Origin of the sequence: Paraburkholderia sp. JPY419 (genome assembly GCF_050435705.1) — a bacterium.
GTDB classification, from domain to species: domain Bacteria; phylum Pseudomonadota; class Gammaproteobacteria; order Burkholderiales; family Burkholderiaceae; genus Paraburkholderia; species Paraburkholderia youngii.
Genome location: NZ_JBNDKV010000003.1, coordinates 13,882 through 28,819 on the forward strand (window position 1 = coordinate 13,882; position 14,938 = coordinate 28,819).

Annotated in this window: 12 protein-coding genes and 3 pseudogenes; 11 read left to right on the plus strand and 4 right to left on the minus strand. The window is 61.0% G+C overall.

Going from position 1 to position 14,938, the window contains the following annotated elements; all coding sequences use genetic code 11:
* Window positions 1–1,071: 1,071 nt before the first annotated feature.
* Both QFZ91_RS23620 and QFZ91_RS23625 read right to left on the minus strand, forming a co-directional pair.
* Window positions 1,072–1,371 (minus strand): methyltransferase family protein, encoded by a 300-nt coding sequence (locus QFZ91_RS23620; RefSeq protein WP_429568698.1) that lies wholly within the window; start codon window positions 1,369–1,371, stop codon window positions 1,072–1,074.
* Entirely contained in the window at window positions 1,344–1,628 is a 285-nt protein-coding gene (locus tag QFZ91_RS23625) for a hypothetical protein (RefSeq protein ID WP_429524042.1), read from the minus strand. Before QFZ91_RS23625 ends, QFZ91_RS23620 begins: the two co-directional genes overlap by 28 nt.
* 327 nt (window positions 1,629–1,955) lie before the next feature.
* Here QFZ91_RS23625 and QFZ91_RS23630 point away from each other — a divergent pair, with 327 nt between their 5' ends.
* Together QFZ91_RS23630 and QFZ91_RS23635 are read left to right on the plus strand one after the other, a co-directional pair.
* The gene (locus tag QFZ91_RS23630) at window positions 1,956–2,156 is read left to right on the plus strand and encodes a transposase (protein WP_429568699.1); all 201 of its coding nucleotides are present in this window, start codon (window positions 1,956–1,958) and stop codon (window positions 2,154–2,156) included.
* A 58-nt stretch (window positions 2,157–2,214) separates the two neighbouring features.
* Complete coding sequence (locus tag QFZ91_RS23635) at window positions 2,215–2,982, plus strand: IS3 family transposase (RefSeq protein ID WP_429569121.1); 768 nt, start codon at window positions 2,215–2,217, stop codon at window positions 2,980–2,982.
* 305 nt (window positions 2,983–3,287) lie between these two features.
* Here the strand turns inward: QFZ91_RS23635 and QFZ91_RS23640 are convergent.
* Window positions 3,288–4,247 (minus strand): annotated as a pseudogene (locus tag QFZ91_RS23640) (IS5 family transposase); the annotation flags it as partial.
* 41 nt (window positions 4,248–4,288) lie between these two features.
* Between QFZ91_RS23640 and QFZ91_RS23645 the strand changes: the two are divergent.
* From QFZ91_RS23645 to QFZ91_RS23675, 7 genes and pseudogenes are all read left to right on the plus strand, one after another.
* A pseudogene (locus QFZ91_RS23645) lies at window positions 4,289–4,979 on the plus strand (IS6 family transposase).
* A 301-nt stretch (window positions 4,980–5,280) separates the two neighbouring features.
* Window positions 5,281–6,266, plus strand: a protein-coding gene (locus QFZ91_RS23650; RefSeq protein ID WP_429568700.1) for an IS630 family transposase whose coding sequence is annotated in 2 segments (ribosomal slippage) — window positions 5,281–5,740 and window positions 5,740–6,266 — 987 coding nt in all. Because the reading frame shifts where the segments join, the coding sequence is not laid out codon by codon here.
* 849 nt (window positions 6,267–7,115) lie between these two features.
* The gene (locus tag QFZ91_RS23655) at window positions 7,116–8,141 is read left to right on the plus strand and encodes an IS110 family transposase (protein WP_429569122.1); all 1,026 of its coding nucleotides are present in this window, start codon (window positions 7,116–7,118) and stop codon (window positions 8,139–8,141) included.
* Window positions 8,142–8,543: 402 nt separating this feature from the next.
* Window positions 8,544–8,930 carry a transposase gene (locus tag QFZ91_RS23660; RefSeq protein ID WP_429568701.1) on the plus strand — a complete coding sequence of 129 codons (387 nt, stop codon included), beginning with the start codon at window positions 8,544–8,546 and terminating at the stop codon, window positions 8,928–8,930.
* A gap of 46 nt (window positions 8,931–8,976) precedes the next feature.
* Entirely contained in the window at window positions 8,977–9,243 is a 267-nt protein-coding gene (locus QFZ91_RS23665; protein WP_429537879.1) for a hypothetical protein, read from the plus strand.
* Between the two features lie 994 nt (window positions 9,244–10,237).
* Window positions 10,238–11,223 (plus strand): IS630 family transposase gene (locus tag QFZ91_RS23670; protein ID WP_429568700.1). Its coding sequence is split into 2 segments (ribosomal slippage): window positions 10,238–10,697 and window positions 10,697–11,223, totalling 987 coding nucleotides; the frame shifts between segments, so codons are not numbered across the junction.
* A 242-nt stretch (window positions 11,224–11,465) separates the two neighbouring features.
* Entirely contained in the window at window positions 11,466–11,807 is a 342-nt protein-coding gene (locus QFZ91_RS23675; protein WP_429568702.1) for a hypothetical protein, read from the plus strand.
* Window positions 11,808–12,074: 267 nt separating this feature from the next.
* Here the strand turns inward: QFZ91_RS23675 and QFZ91_RS23680 are convergent, their stop codons facing one another.
* The gene (locus tag QFZ91_RS23680; protein ID WP_429568703.1) at window positions 12,075–12,566 is read right to left on the minus strand and encodes a hypothetical protein; all 492 of its coding nucleotides are present in this window, start codon (window positions 12,564–12,566) and stop codon (window positions 12,075–12,077) included.
* On the opposite strand from QFZ91_RS23680, the pseudogene QFZ91_RS23685 reads away from it, so the two are divergent.
* Window positions 12,537–12,603, plus strand: a pseudogene (locus tag QFZ91_RS23685) (hypothetical protein); the annotation flags it as partial. The gene QFZ91_RS23680 and the pseudogene QFZ91_RS23685 overlap by 30 nt on opposite strands.
* 9 nt (window positions 12,604–12,612) lie before the next feature.
* On the plus strand, window positions 12,613–14,904 hold the full coding sequence (lanM, locus tag QFZ91_RS23690; RefSeq protein WP_429569123.1) for a type 2 lanthipeptide synthetase LanM: 2,292 nt from the start codon (window positions 12,613–12,615) through the stop codon (window positions 14,902–14,904).
* Window positions 14,905–14,938: the final 34 nt, after the last annotated feature.

Consider the following 14,938-nt stretch of genomic DNA (forward strand, 5'->3'; position numbering starts at 1 on the left):
CGCTGATCGCCGGTTCCCCTTTTGCGCGTCGGCTCTGTCAGGCTGACGCTTTTTTTCGTCAGCTGCGCGTATTCCTCTATGCCAAACGGCGCCCGATCAAGGTTCGAATTTCTGAATTCAGGGAGCACGGTGCGTCTGAACGACCCGCATTACGTCCAGACTGGGTCCCGTCGACGGAAGTTTGCAATCGGCGTAGGTACGGCCACCGGCCGACGAACTTACGGGAGTGGCACTCAGACGGATGACGACCGTTTCCGACTGTTGTTGACGGCGTGACCCGCAACAGCCTTTCGGCTATTTTGAGCGACAGACCGTGCGATCGCGACGCACCCACCGCGCGCCGCTCATGAGTGCACCGCAAGGGGGGCTCTTTCCGCTGCAGGCTGTCGCCGCAGGCGAGCGGCTCATCAGGGACAACCCCCAGCCGCGACGTTCGTCGGTTTTTCCGTTTCGGCCATACGCCATAGCGCCGCAGCCCGTGCGTACTCAAGGCGTCCCGGCGTTCACAACGCAACTAACCGTCGAGCGCGACCGACCTTCCGCTGAGCTTCGCCACACCGCCGTCTGGCAGAAGGAGGGGATAACGGCGACGATATCGTTGACAGGGGTACGTGCGGGCCAGCCATTGAGCCGCGATAGTTTACTTATTCTGAGTGCCGACGCTGTTGACAAGGCGGAAGGCAACACGACGGAGCGCGATATTGCGAGCACTCCGTTCGGCTCGACGTGGTCGAAGACCCTGGCACGCACGCTCCTTGTTGGGAACCGGGAGATCGCCAGTCTGGCCTGTCGCAGCAAGGGCAGGTCCGCATCGGGAACCCGTTGAGCACTTGTGCAGTTCGCGCTGACCGTCCCGAAGCAAAACCTGCGTATTGTGCAGTCACGCCACGTGCAGAAGCAAAACCTGCCTATTGTGCCGTGCCTCCGATACTCAGGGCACGACCAGTCCACGCCTCGGTAAGCATCAGGCGCGGCTAACTCGCGGCTAACTGCCTGTTCCGTCATCCTATGATCGCCCCGGTCGGACCGATCCGGAGGATCGAGCCGGTCGCGAGACGCGGCGCAAGCTGGTCAAAACACGCCGTAGATCAGCCGGTAATGCACGCGCCTCGTGTACTCGCGGTAAGCGGCGTCGTGCGAAAGCAATTGCTCCTCCATGACGATCCGAACGACTTGCAGCGTCCATTGCGCCACAATGACGATGAGATTGTGCATGCCGAAGTTGGCCGCGAGAAAACCGATGTCCGTGACCAGATAGCCTAGGTACAGCGGATGGCGGACGACCCGATACGGTCCAGCCATGACGACACCACGATTGGCCGGCAAAAGACCGAACGAACGCCCTAGCGACCACTTTGCATGGATCTGCACCAGAACCCCGGCGACCTGTATGACTGCCGCCAGCCATTCAGGAACCAGCTTGAGGCACGCTTGCTCGGAACGCGGGCAAACACGGCCAGCACGACGGTCAGCACTTCGGCAAACGCGAACACCAGCAGCGTGATCCGTGATGGATCTCTCACGTATTGATGAATGGTCGCGGCGACGAATAGCCCTAGCAGCGGCACGGTAAGCGCTCGCAAAACGATTTCTGCCGTAAGTTGTACGCGCGTGAGGACCTTATTCATGGATCGTGAATGTAGCGTTGGTTCATGAGTATCACTGCGCGAGACGCGGTGGAACATACGCCCCGTAGTAAGGGCCACCCTGTCCAGAGCCTCCGGTCACTTTGAGATTCGTTGTCAGATGACCCTGAATATAGAGGTGGCCGCGCAAATTCGGACAGCCGCATCAGTGGATTGACCGGGGCCTGAGCCAGCGATAATGCAGGCAAAGGAACCGAGGACATGACGAAGAGAACCCGACGCACACACTCAGCGGCGTTCAAAGCGAAAGTGGCGCTGGCCGCAGTCAAGGGCGAGCGCACACTGGCCGAACTGGCGCAGTAGTTCGACGTGCATCCGAACCAGATCACGGAATGGAAACGGCAGTTGCAGGAGCGCGCGGCCGACGTATTTGGATCGGCTGGTGCCGCATCGAATGAACCGCCGGTAGACGTGACGACGCTGCACGCCAAGATCGGACAGCTCACCCTGGAGAATGATTTTTTAAGCGGCGCGCTCACCAAGACGGGATTGCTGAGCGCAAAGCGATGATTGACCGTAGCCACTCGTTGCCGATCTCGCAGCAAGTCCGGCTTGTCGGTATCGCAAGATCGAGCGCGTATTACCAGGCGCAACCCATGAGCGACGCCGACCAAGGCTGATGCGCCGCATCGACGAACTGCACATGGAGTTTCCGTTTGCCGGAGCACGGATGCTGGCGCGCCTGCTGCGCCGGGAAGGCCATGAAGTGGGTCGCCGTCGCGTGCGCACGCTGATGAAACGCATGGGCGTGGAAGCGCTGTACTGCAAGCCGAGCACGAGCCGGCGCAATGCGCAGCACAAGGTCTGGCCGTACTTGCTGCGCGGCATGAAGATCGAGCGCGCCAACCAGGTGTTCGCTCTCGACACGACGTACATTCCGATTGCGCGTGGCTTCGTGTATCTGACGGCAGTGGTGGATTGGGCCAGCCGCAAGGTTCTCGCGCATCGGGTCGCCATCACGCTGGAAGCCACGCACGCCGTCGAGGTGCTGGAAGAAGCGTTCGCCCGCTACGGGCTGCCGGACATCGTGAACACCGATCAGGGCAGCCAGTTCACGGCGGGCGCGTTCACCGAGGCCGTGCTCGGCCGGGGCGTGCGGCTGTCGATGGACGGAAAGGGAGGCTGGCGAGACAACGTGTTCGTCGAGCGCGTGTGGCGCAGCATCAAGTACGAAGAGGTCTACCTGAGAGCGTATGAGTCGGTCAGCCATGCCCGGCGCTCCATCGGCGAATACATCGAGCTGTACAACCGGAAACGGCCTCATTCGAGCCTGGCGGACCGCACACCGGATGAGGCATACTTCGCGACGCTGCCTGCGATCAAATCGGCAGCATGATTGCCTCGGACGTTCCACTTATAAATCTCAGAAAACTGTCCGAACGAGCGAGGCCACCTCTCATATTTACCGCTGCCGCCGACCGACGCATCGATATGGAAGGCGGCGAAACCGACAATTGCTTCTGTCGACGACGCCAGGGTTTGCACAACCGGTAGCAGCACATCGACGTTGACAGGAACCGAGCTGTAGAGCGTCGTCTTGGAGCCGGGTACAAGCCAGACGGACTCGCCGATGTTCAATCCAGTCGGGTTTCCGCTGCTCATGAGTCGGGTCTGAATAATTCGTTTGGTCGGCGCTTGCCCTCAAGCCTGGAAGTCGACGGTGATTGATCGGCTAAGCCAGGCGATCAGAACAAGGGCGTAAAAAAGCCTCAGCTTTCTGAGGATCATCCTCAGGTTGTGGCCAGCGCCGCACAGCACTGCGTGTATTGCATCGCCGAGTGCGCCTTTGAGCCAGTTCCGGTCGAGTTTGCCGTCGGCCTTCATGTGACCAATGGCAGGCTCGATCGCGCTTCGCCTTTGGATCATCGCGCGCAGGCCCCTCGTGATTCCGCGTCGCAATCCCGGGTGGTAGATCTTCACTCCCTCGACAGCGACACCCTTGTAACCGCGATCCACAATGGCGACGTCGGGCTTCACATCGCTCATGATCGCCGCTTGCTCCAACGCTTCAGCCAGCGTGTGACCGTCGTATGGGTTACCGGGCATCGAGCGGGCGCCAACCACAAACCCTTCCTTGTGTGTCGTCGTGATCGACACTTTCACACCGAATTCGTAGGGCGTGCGGGCTTTGCCTTTCGCCAAACAATCAACTTCTGGCGCATGCAGTGCGTACCGCTTGTTTTTGTCCTTCTGCTTCTGAGACAGGATCCGCCTCGTGCGGCTGATCAATTCCTGCAGCGCGATGCGCCCGGTGTCGGCGACTGAATCGAACTGACGCTCGACATCACGCATCACCCGCCCAAGGCGCGAGCGCAACGTGCGCAGCGCCTTCTTCATGCGCTTGAACTGCTTCGCATGGGCGTAGCGGCCAATCTGAAGTGCCACGTGCGGCGCCTCGCGGTTGTAGTTCTGCCGCAGCTTCAACCCGTGCCGTGCCGCAGCCTTCACCAGATGTTCGCGACACCGTTCGAGCAGACGCGAATCGGTTGGATGGGCGACCGCCTTTTGCATGACCGTCGTGTCAACGATTACGCGCTTCGCGCTTGCGGCCTTGATCACGCCCGCACGCTTCGCCGCTTCGATCGTCTCGGCCAGCAGTTCGGCACTGTCACGTTGGCGAGGTAGTCACGTAAGATGTCACGATGAAGAAAAGAAAATCGCTTTATCATGGCCACCGGTTCCCGGCGGCAATCATTAGTCTCGCGGTTCGGTGGTAGTTGCGGTTCCAACTTGGCCTGCGTGATATTGAAGAACTGCTGTTCGAGCGCGGTGTCGTTGTCAGTTACGAGACGATCCGCTGCTCGCCGCAAACCTGGCCGCACATGGCATCTTGACGAAGTCTTCGTTACGTTGCGCGGTGAGCCTTATCTGCTCTGGCGGGCAGTCGACCAGCACGGCGCCGAACTCGACATCCTGCTGCAGAAACGTCGCGACAAGGCCGCAGCAAAGCGCTTCTTCAACCGCGTGCTGGCCGCCTGTGCCGACGCGCCAGGAAGGATTGTCACCGATCAGCTTCGCAGCTACCCGGCAGCCAAGGCCGACATCCCCGAACTGGCGAACGTCAAGCATGTGTTCGTCAAGGCTGCGGCCCGGGTGAACAACCGGGCAGAGAATAGTCATCAGCCTACGCGTGAACGTGAGCGGCGCATGCGCGGATTTCGTGACCCGAAGCGCACGCAGGCTTTTCTCTCCAGCTTCGGCCTGATCCGGCAGCACTTCGCGCTCAAGCGACACCTGCTACGTGCTTCGCTCTATCGCAAACAACTCGCATCCCGATTCGCTGCGTGGCGCGAATTCACCGGCATCGCTCAAAATCCGTCGACTGTCTCCTGAGCGATTGGCTCTTCGCCGTAGTCCGAGCCACTGCCGACAAGTTGATCATCATTGAAAGGCCTCCTGGCCGCCCCAGAAAGGGGGCGGCCAGGGTCTAGAGTTGAGATGCAGCCCTCAACCGACCCTTTCAGGGGAGAGGGTAGCCACGTTTCCTCTCGAAAGCGCGGCCCCCGAAGAACGCAGCATGCGACTTTCATCGCACTGCGCTCGCGCACAGCATTATTGAGATTTACTAAATTCACGACAACCGATTCTCTGCTGGTGCGTTATACGGTCATCACGTTGAAGGGAGACGGGGTTGATGGCCAAAATGGACGACGCTACGCGCAAGCGGGTGCGTGCCGGTCGCTTGATGTTGGCGGGCAAGACGCCCGCCGAAGCGGCAAAGATGGTCGGAGTGGCGCGGCAGACTGCATACACATGGAAGGCCCGACTCGACGAAGGTGGCATCGATGCGCTCCGCGTGATGGCCACGGGGCGGCCGGCGCAACTGGATGCGGCCCAACTCGAAGGTCTGCGCGCAGCGCTGCTGCAGAGCCCGTTGACACACGGATTCGGTACCGAACTGTGGACGCTCAAGCGCGTACGGGTGCTCATCGAGCGACTGTACGGCGTTACCTTCAGCGAGGTACATGTGTGGCGGTTGCTGGGCGCCTTGGGGTTCAGCTCGCAAAAGCCGGAGCGCCGGGCGATCGAGCGCAACGAGGACGCGGTACTGACCGGGAAGCGCAAGACCTGGCCCGCGCTCAAAAAAAGAGTACCGCCGAAGGAAGACTGATCGTCTTCATTGACGAATCCGGCCTCTCGGAGCGCCCCACACGAGTGCGCACCTGGGCGCCCAAGGGCTGCACGCCGATCATTCAGTACCACTTCAACTGGAAGCACGTTTCGGCCATCGCCGGTCTTACCCGTACCAACTTCGTGTTCCGACTGCACGACGGCGCGATCAGAAGCGCGCAAATCATCGAATTCCTCAAAGCGCTGCGCGCGCAACTCAGGCGCAAGCTGATGATCGTGTGGGACGGCGCAGCGCAGCACAAGAGCCGCGTCGTGCGCGAGTACCTTGACAGCACGGATGGCGCAATCCAGATGGCGCTGCTGCCCGGCTACGCCCCGGACCTGAATCCAGTCGAATACCTTTGGGCCTGGCTCAAGCGGCACGCATTGGCGAACTTCTGCCCTGATAACCTGGCCGAACTGAAGCACACCGCTCGAAACAAGCTCAAGAGCGGCCAGAAGCGCAAATCGATCATCGTTGCCTGCTGGAAGCAAGCCGAGCTTTGGTGATGTCATGAATTACGTAACTCTCAATAAGCGTCGCACGGACGCCGGTCTCGAAAGCTGCACGAGCCCTTCGCAAGCATCACATTGTTGATTCGCCTCATCGCCGAGACGAAGGGCGCTGAACCGTAACGATATCGGTCTCTCACAAGCTTCCCTCCAGTGAATCTCTAACATGGACCTGCGACAACTGCACCACGCGGAAGTCTGCACCCTTTCAGGTCGAGGCAAATCTTGAACCCCTATGTGGCCGACTACAGGTCACCATTCGCTTTCTCCGCGTTCTCTTACCCGCTTCTCCGACAGTTTCCCTCGCGAGTCACCTGCTACCGGTCCGATGCCCTGAACTGACAGCGAAGAATCGGGCTTACCACGTTCCCAATCTTGCCGACGCAACTAAGATACCCATGCGCCTGTCCGTTTAGCGTCCGCTTCTCCCCCGGTAGCGCTCGCGACGACGTGCCCCGATTCAGCAGCAAGGCAACCGGCTACCTACCTTTTTGGTTTGAGCCTCCCAGCAGCTTTGGCTCGTCACTTCTTACGAGGGTTGTACAGCGATTCACTTAGGTTACGCCTGCGGAACTTGCCTTGCCCCTACACCGCACGGCTGCTGGCAGTGTCGATTCCTACCGTGTCGCCACGGTGAACCGTCTTCTGAAGGGTACGTTGTCTCCGGAGCTTCGAACCCGATCGTTACCAATCGCGCACGTCCAGATAGGCAACTGCTGGTCGTACAGCAGGTCACAGCTCAGTCGGTGTTTCGACACCGAGTGTGACAAGGCAAGAAAGAGCTTTGCCGTCTACTACGTTCGCCGATTTACGTCCGGCGGACGGCGACACGTGTCGCACGCTGAAATGAAGTATAGCGGCATCGATCTGCACTCGAACAACGCCGTAGTCGCCGTCATTGACGACCAGGACCGGGTGCTGTACTGCAAGCGGCTCACCAATGAGCTCCAACTCATAGTGTCCGCGCTGGGGCCCTATCGGGATGAACTGCAGGGAGTAGTCGTGGAATCAACGTTCAACTGGTACTGGCTTGTCGACGGACTGATGGCCGCCGGTTTTGCCGTACATCTGGCCAATACTGCAGCGATCAGGCAGTACGAGGGCCTGAAGTACTCTGGTGACGAACACGACGCCGTATTCCTTGCCCATATTTTTCGGCTTGGACTACTGCCCGAAGGCTACATTTATCCGTCGCACGAACGCGCGTTGCGCGACCTGGCACGCAAGCGCATGCAGCTTGTCCAGCAACGCACCCTGAACATCCTGAGTATCGAAAGCCTGCTCGCCAGCCAGCTCAATCTACGCATCAATGGAGAACACGTGCAGCGTCTCGACGACGACGCGGTGAGAGCACTCGCGTTGCCGCCGCACGTCGAGCGCGCGTTGATGGCCAACCTTGCCGTGCTCCATACGCTGTGCGCAGAGATTCAGGCGCTTGAGGCCATTCTCCACAAGGAAGTCAAGCTGCGCCCGCAGTTCGACATCCTCAAGAGTGCGCCGGGAATCGGCGACATCCTGGCGGCCACCATCATGCTCGAAACCGGCACCATCGCGCGCTTTGCCAGCGTCGGCCATTTCAGTTCCTATTGCCGCTGCGTGGACAGCAAGCGCATCTCCAACGGCAAGAAAAAGGGCGAAGGCAATGCAGGCAACGGTAACCGTTACCTTGCCTGGGCATTCGTCGAAGCCGCCGCTGGAGCGTTGCGCTGCTGTCCACAGGCCAGACGTTTCTATGATCGCAAAAAGTCAAAGCGCCTGCCCGTCGTGGCCATGAAGGCGCTCGCGCACAAGCTCGCGCGTGCCGCTTATTACATGACCTTGGCGGGGGGTGACGAGCCCGCCGGCTTTGTTGGCATCAAACCAGCAAGTTGATTGGGACACCCCCCCGGCCATCCCCGATGCAGCGTAACGACTGAGACGCCCAGACCATGAGCCCGAGCAAGCCTGGTGCCCACACAGGTAACCATATTGTTGTCTCACCCCATGGACATTGGCCTGGTACCGACGGCTTTCTGGGGCTCCACGTGAGCCAGGGGCGAAGACCAGAACACCGGCACTCGCCTTGAACCCGATGGGTGACTGGTGCGGATCAGTTCCGCAACCAGGTGAACGAAATACCGGATGCGTCGCGGCGCTTCACTTCACGCGGGGTTGGCGAAGGTTTCGCAACAACGCAAGGCCGCGCCTTGTGCGTAGTGCTGTACCGCTTTCCAACGGCCTTTCAACGGGTGACAATGCCCTACAGAAGTATCGGACAGCGAAGGAATGGACGCCGTGCTGCCCGCTGATGTGCCGATGGATCGGGTGATTGCCGATGGCGCGTACTACAGCATCGAGCGTGCCGAAGCGCTTTCAGGCGCGGGCGTGACGCCCGTCATCCCACCGCCAGCTCACGCTGTCGTACACGGCGAGGAGCGAACCCGCCGGCATGACCAGATCGTCAGATACATCGAGGACAAAGGCATCTATGCATTTCGCAAGAAATACGGCTACGGTGTGCGCTCGCTGGTCGAGGCACAGATCTCGCGCATCAAGCGCTGCATCGGCGAGCGCCTGCTGACGCAGGAGCTAGCGTCGCAGGAAGGCGAAGGCGTAATCATCGCCAACCTGCTGAACCGGTGGAACGCCTTCGGCAAACCGGTTTGCGTCAAAAATGCATAGTCGCGCCCATGGCACGGGAACTTGTACCCATCCGGACAAAGCCCACATGGACCACTTCGGTCGGATATGGAAACTTCGTTGCGCGAATGGCGCCGTCGCGCACTCGGCCTGCATCGCATTCGGAATGGAGCGGCTCGCGCTTGCGCTGCTGCATCATCACGGGTGCGACGTCGAAGCATGGCCCGACAACGTGCGTGAACTACTTTGGGGCGATAGTCGCGAGCGCATTGCTGCTGAACTAGAATGCTGGCGACAGCCGGCTGACGCACCCGAAAGTGATGTCAATAACGACGAAAAACAAAAAATTTATTGATGATGCAGCGGCACTCGTCCCTGCGGGCAGGTCACGAGGATGAAAGCGTCCCGGACGTACCAGGAACGCCTTCACGCCTGTGGCCGCCGGCGTTTCCCCATGGCCGGAATTTGTCGGCAAGGCGCGATTTGGAGGGAATCCAACATCATTGTTCGATAGCCCCCGCAAGTGCGCGACGCAATTTGACAGTGACGCCAATGCGTCATTAGCGTCTGTGCTGGGGTTCCGGGCGTTTGCGGCCCACATGGCCCGGAAGATGCTTGGAGACAAGTCCCGCGCAGTGAAAGCGCGGTTCATGGTTGCCTGCCGACAGTGGCGCGAGTCGCAGGACTGAAAACCCGGTAACTTTTTGGAAAGGATCGGTCATGTTCAAAATGAGGAGGGCGCTGTGTAACGGTGTGCTAATTGCTATGCTAATCGGGGTGGCGGAAAATGCTGCCGCCGCGTTGGAACATGAGTGCATTCCGTTCGACGCGTTTAGTGCAGTCTTCTGCTCAGTCTTTTGGGACGGAGATGGAGGATAGGTTTTCCTCTGCAAGAAAGTGAGTGATTGGAGCGGCCCCACGTAGCGGATGACGCAACAAACGGGTTCCCGCAAACGTTCGTCATAAAATGCTGGCTGTTCGGGAGGGGCCATGGTTCTCGAAAGCGTCGCGTTTGTCGGGTTTGAGTGTAGGCCAACTAAAAGAATTACGTTGGCTGACCGACGGGCGCGAATGTGGGCGGAAATGAGTGAATTGGCATGAAACTCGCGTTTATAAACGTGTGACCTGCTCAGTCAAAAGGACATGCCCATTTTATGGCACTAACGCGCTCGTACCAGTGGTGTTCCTTTGAGACGGGATAGGTGCAAGGCATGACACCACAACTCCATGTCCGTGTTCCTTTAACATCATTCGCTAGGCCGATCGCCTATTGAGATTTACTAAATTCACGACAACCGATTCTCTGCTGGTGCGTTATACGGTCATCACGTTGAAGGGAGACGGGGTTGATGGCCAAAATGGACGACGCTACGCGCAAGCGGGTGCGTGCCGGTCGCTTGATGTTGGCGGGCAAGACGCCCGCCGAAGCGGCAAAGATGGTCGGAGTGGCGCGGCAGACTGCATACACATGGAAGGCCCGACTCGACGAAGGTGGCATCGATGCGCTCCGCGTGATGGCCACGGGGCGGCCGGCGCAACTGGATGCGGCCCAACTCGAAGGTCTGCGCGCAGCGCTGCTGCAGAGCCCGTTGACACACGGATTCGGTACCGAACTGTGGACGCTCAAGCGCGTACGGGTGCTCATCGAGCGACTGTACGGCGTTACCTTCAGCGAGGTACATGTGTGGCGGTTGCTGGGCGCCTTGGGGTTCAGCTCGCAAAAGCCGGAGCGCCGGGCGATCGAGCGCAACGAGGACGCGGTACTGACCGGGAAGCGCAAGACCTGGCCCGCGCTCAAAAAAAGAGTACCGCCGAAGGAAGACTGATCGTCTTCATTGACGAATCCGGCCTCTCGGAGCGCCCCACACGAGTGCGCACCTGGGCGCCCAAGGGCTGCACGCCGATCATTCAGTACCACTTCAACTGGAAGCACGTTTCGGCCATCGCCGGTCTTACCCGTACCAACTTCGTGTTCCGACTGCACGACGGCGCGATCAGAAGCGCGCAAATCATCGAATTCCTCAAAGCGCTGCGCGCGCAACTCAGGCGCAAGCTGATGATCGTGTGGGACGGCGCAGCGCAGCACAAGAGCCGCGTCGTGCGCGAGTACCTTGACAGCACGGATGGCGCAATCCAGATGGCGCTGCTGCCCGGCTACGCCCCGGACCTGAATCCAGTCGAATACCTTTGGGCCTGGCTCAAGCGGCACGCATTGGCGAACTTCTGCCCTGATAACCTGGCCGAACTGAAGCACACCGCTCGAAACAAGCTCAAGAGCGGCCAGAAGCGCAAATCGATCATCGTTGCCTGCTGGAAGCAAGCCGAGCTTTGGTGATGTCATGAATTACGTAACTCTCAATAGTTGGTTTGCTGGGGACGCTTTCGACGTATTCTGCGATGGACAATTTTATATGTCCAAACAATTGGATCCGAAATGAACTCTCTAGATCGAGCTAAATTGCCGGGGCATGATATTGCCCGACTCAAGAGCGGTGAAACGATCTGATCGACCGTTGATTTCATTGTTCAAGAAATCGAAACCGCAGGGAAATAAGTGTCCGTATCGCCGATATGGGCGTGAACGTGGTCAACCTGTTGGATATTATTTCGAGGAGAGTTGATATGAATGACCATACATCAAGCAGCAATTCATCATTGCGAGGTGCACGGCTGAACGGCGCCGGGGCGGACGTGCATGCGATCGATCCGGAAATGCTGGAAGCGATGCTCGTCGAAGCGACGGACACCGCACCGGCCGTGAATGACCCGTCGCTGGCGTTGGACGAGGATCTGGAGAACTGCGACCTGCAAGCAATCGGCGCCGCTGCCTCCGGCACGCCTTCGAAAATGCGATTCGGCCGCACGACGCAGACCAGCACCGAAAGTTGCCAGAACACCTGCGGCGGGTGTCGGGGCTGACGGAGAGGTTCGCGATGGACGCGCAAGTCGTCACGCTTCTTCCTCCACTCGCGGAATCGACGTTGCGCGATTGGGTCGCTCGCAGCGCGTGGCTAGGCGAGCGCCTGACCTGCCCCCCCGACGCCGGTGGCGTCGGGGGCGACAAGGAGGCTACCGCTTTTGCGTCCTGGCGCCGGTTGGCCGCGAAGGATCACGCGCACCATTTCGACACCTATCTCGAACGGCTCGGGTTGAGCGAGCACCAGGCGGTGCTGCGCCTCGGCCCTACTAGGCAGGCCGGCCGCGCTGCGCTGCCTGACTGGGCGAATCGCTTTGCCCGCGTGGATTGCGCTCGTTTGTACGGGCGACGCGGCATCGGAGGGCCGCGACGACGGCAATGTCCCGTTTGCTGATCTCTTTCGTCCGCTGGGCCGTGCCATATGGGATCGCATCGCCCGCCATTTGGATGGCTCGCTTTGGGCCGCGCCGGTTCGAGACGACGTGAGCGCCGGGCTGACCACGCACCTGTCCGCCCTGTTCGCCGACAGCCTTTACGTCTGGTTCGACGCATTCCGGTCGGTCCGGCAATCGCACGGCCAGCTTGCGGCGGACGAGGCTGCGGCCGCGTCGAACCGAATTTACACCGATTTCCTGTCGTGGCTGCGCAGCGGGCATTTCGTTCGCTTGCTCGATCGAAAGCCGGTCCTTGCCCGCTTTTTCGCGATCTCCGTCCTGCAGTGGGAGCAGCATGTGACGGAGCTCGCGCAGCGTTTCGAGCATGATCGGCAGGTGATTGTCGCGCGGTTCTTCGGCGGTCGCCCGCCCGGTGCGGTGGTCGGCCTGGACTTCGGCATGTCGGATCGGCACCGGGACGGGCGCGTCGCTCGACGAAGTACGCGTGTTCTACCTGCGCGCAGGCGCGCTTCTCGCGCTGTTCCAGATCCTTGGCAGTTGCGATTTCCATCAGGAGAACGTCATTGCATGCGGCAGCCATCCAATACCGGTGGACCTCGAAACGCTGCTGCGCCCCGGGGGCAGGCGAGATGGCGACGACCGACCTTGGCATCCGGCTATCTCCGCCGCGGTGCGGCGCATGAGCGCATCGGTGCTCGAATCGGGCTATCTCCCGTACTGGAATACGTTTCGCAGTACGAGATGGACCGTGGGCGGGCTGAGCTGGTCGGCTCCCGAGGAGGTCAAGGTGACTGGCTGGCTGCATGCAAATACCGATGCGATGATGCTCGGCCGCAAGCCGCTTGCAATCGACGCCGTGCGGCATCTGCCGAGGCTCGCGGAATCCATTGCCGATCCTTCGGGCCATCTCGGAGACATCGATGCCGGGCTCGTGGCCATGGGGCGCTTCGTTCTGGCCCATCGCGAGACGGTCCGCGACGCGCTCGCCGTGTTTCGCGACACCAGCGTGCGGGTCGTGCTCCGCGACACGCGCTTCTATGAGATGTTGAGCCGGCGTGCGATGCAGCCGACGCGGCTGGTGGACGGGTTGAGCGCCAGCCTCGAGTTGGAGTTCCTGATGCGGTTCCATCATCCGGTCGACGCGAACGCAATAACGTGCGTGCGTTGCGAGCAGACGGCCATGCTGCGCCTCGATACGCCGCTGTTCCGGATGAGAAGCGACGGCACGACATTGCACGAGGTCGGCGGCGAGGAAGTCGAATTCTTCTACCTGAAAGACGACGTGCTGTCGCCGATGGCGCACGCGGTGGCACGGCTCGATGCATTCGACGACGCACACCTTGAGCAGCAGCGGCGATTCTTGCGCTTCGCGTTCTCGCGCAATGGGGTCGCGCCCGGGTTCGCCAGCGACGCGTGGCCGGAGGACAGCGATCGAGCCTGGCGTCCTCAGGAAATGGTGCAGGGTGCTACCCGCATCGGCGAGCATCTGCTGTCGCTGGCCATCATCGGCGACGGCGGTGCGACATGGATCGGCCTGCCCTCGACCGCTATCGATGCCGCGCCGCACATCCAGGTGCTAGGCGAGAACTTCTATGACGGGACGGCGGGCATTGCCGTCTTCCTGCTGGCCCTTGCTCGCGCGACCGGACGCGACGATTGCAGGCAGACCGGCCTCAACGCATTTGCGACGCTGCGCGACGGTTTCGTCCGCGAACGGCATGCCGGCTTTCCCGACCGGGACCGGATTCTCGGCGGAGCCGAAGGCCTGGCGTCCTGCATCTATCCGCTCGTGCTGGGCGCGCACTTGGCCGACTCTGACATGCTGCTGGACTGGGCCGAGGAGATCGCGCAATGCATCGGTGACGCGTGGATCGGCGCGGATACCGCATACGACGTCATCGGCGGGGCGGCGGGTGCCATGCTCGGCTTGCTGGCTTTGCACGAGGCCGGCCGGCCGATCGGATTGGACCGCGCCATGGCCTGCGGTGCGCATCTGCTCGCACACTGTCGGCCGGCTCCGGCGGACGATACCGTCGGCCATGCGCGTCCACTCGCGGGGATGTCTCACGGCGCGGCGGGGTTCGCTTATGCGCTCCAACGCCTCGCGGCCGCGTCGGCGCGACGCGCATGCTCGAGCGCCGCTGCGGAATGGGTCGCATACGAGCACGCGCTCTTCGATGATGCAACCGGCAACTGGCCGGACCTGCGCTTCGAGGCCGAGGAACGACCGCAGTCCGAACACGCGAGCTGCCGATGGTGCCACGGCGCATCCGGGATCGGACTGGCGCGTCTCGGGATGGTTCTGCACGGCGCGTCCGCACGCGCCGTGCGCGAAGACCTGGAGCGGGCAATCGCCCGCACGGTGGCGGAACCGATGAGCGCGCTCGACTGCCTGTGCTGCGGCAATTTCGGACGGCTCGATCTGCTATTGGAAGCCGGCGTCACGCTCGGGAGGCCGGCGCTCGTCGCGCTGGCGCGCCGACGCGCCGCTGCTCGTCTGGATCGCACGGTGGAAGGCTTTAGCTGGCCGTTCGGCAGCGACAACGAGAACCTCGGTTTTTTCCAGGGTGTCGCGGGCATTGGCTACGAATTGCTCCGCCTCGCGTATCCGAGCAAGTTTCCATGCGCGCTGCTGTGGGGGATCGGGTCTCGCCCGATTGCGTCCACCCATTGGGATCGAGAAGAGCAGACATCAGATGCATAGCGAAGCGGAAGTGACCATCGTTGGCGGCGGGCTC

Bases quoted from the DNA above. Each gene is read 5' to 3' on its own strand.
- QFZ91_RS23625 (WP_429524042.1), bottom strand. From the start codon at position 1,628: ATGAATAAGGTCCTCACGCGCGTACAACTTACGGCAGAAATCGTTTTG.
- QFZ91_RS23655 (WP_429569122.1), top strand. From the start codon at position 7,116: ATGAAGTATAGCGGCATCGATCTGCACTCGAACAACGCCGTAGTCGCC.
- QFZ91_RS23665 (WP_429537879.1), top strand. From the start codon at position 8,977: ATGGACCACTTCGGTCGGATATGGAAACTTCGTTGCGCGAATGGCGCC.
- QFZ91_RS23680 (WP_429568703.1), bottom strand. From the start codon at position 12,566: ATGCTCGAAACGCTGCGCGAGCTCCGTCACATGCTGCTCCCACTGCAG.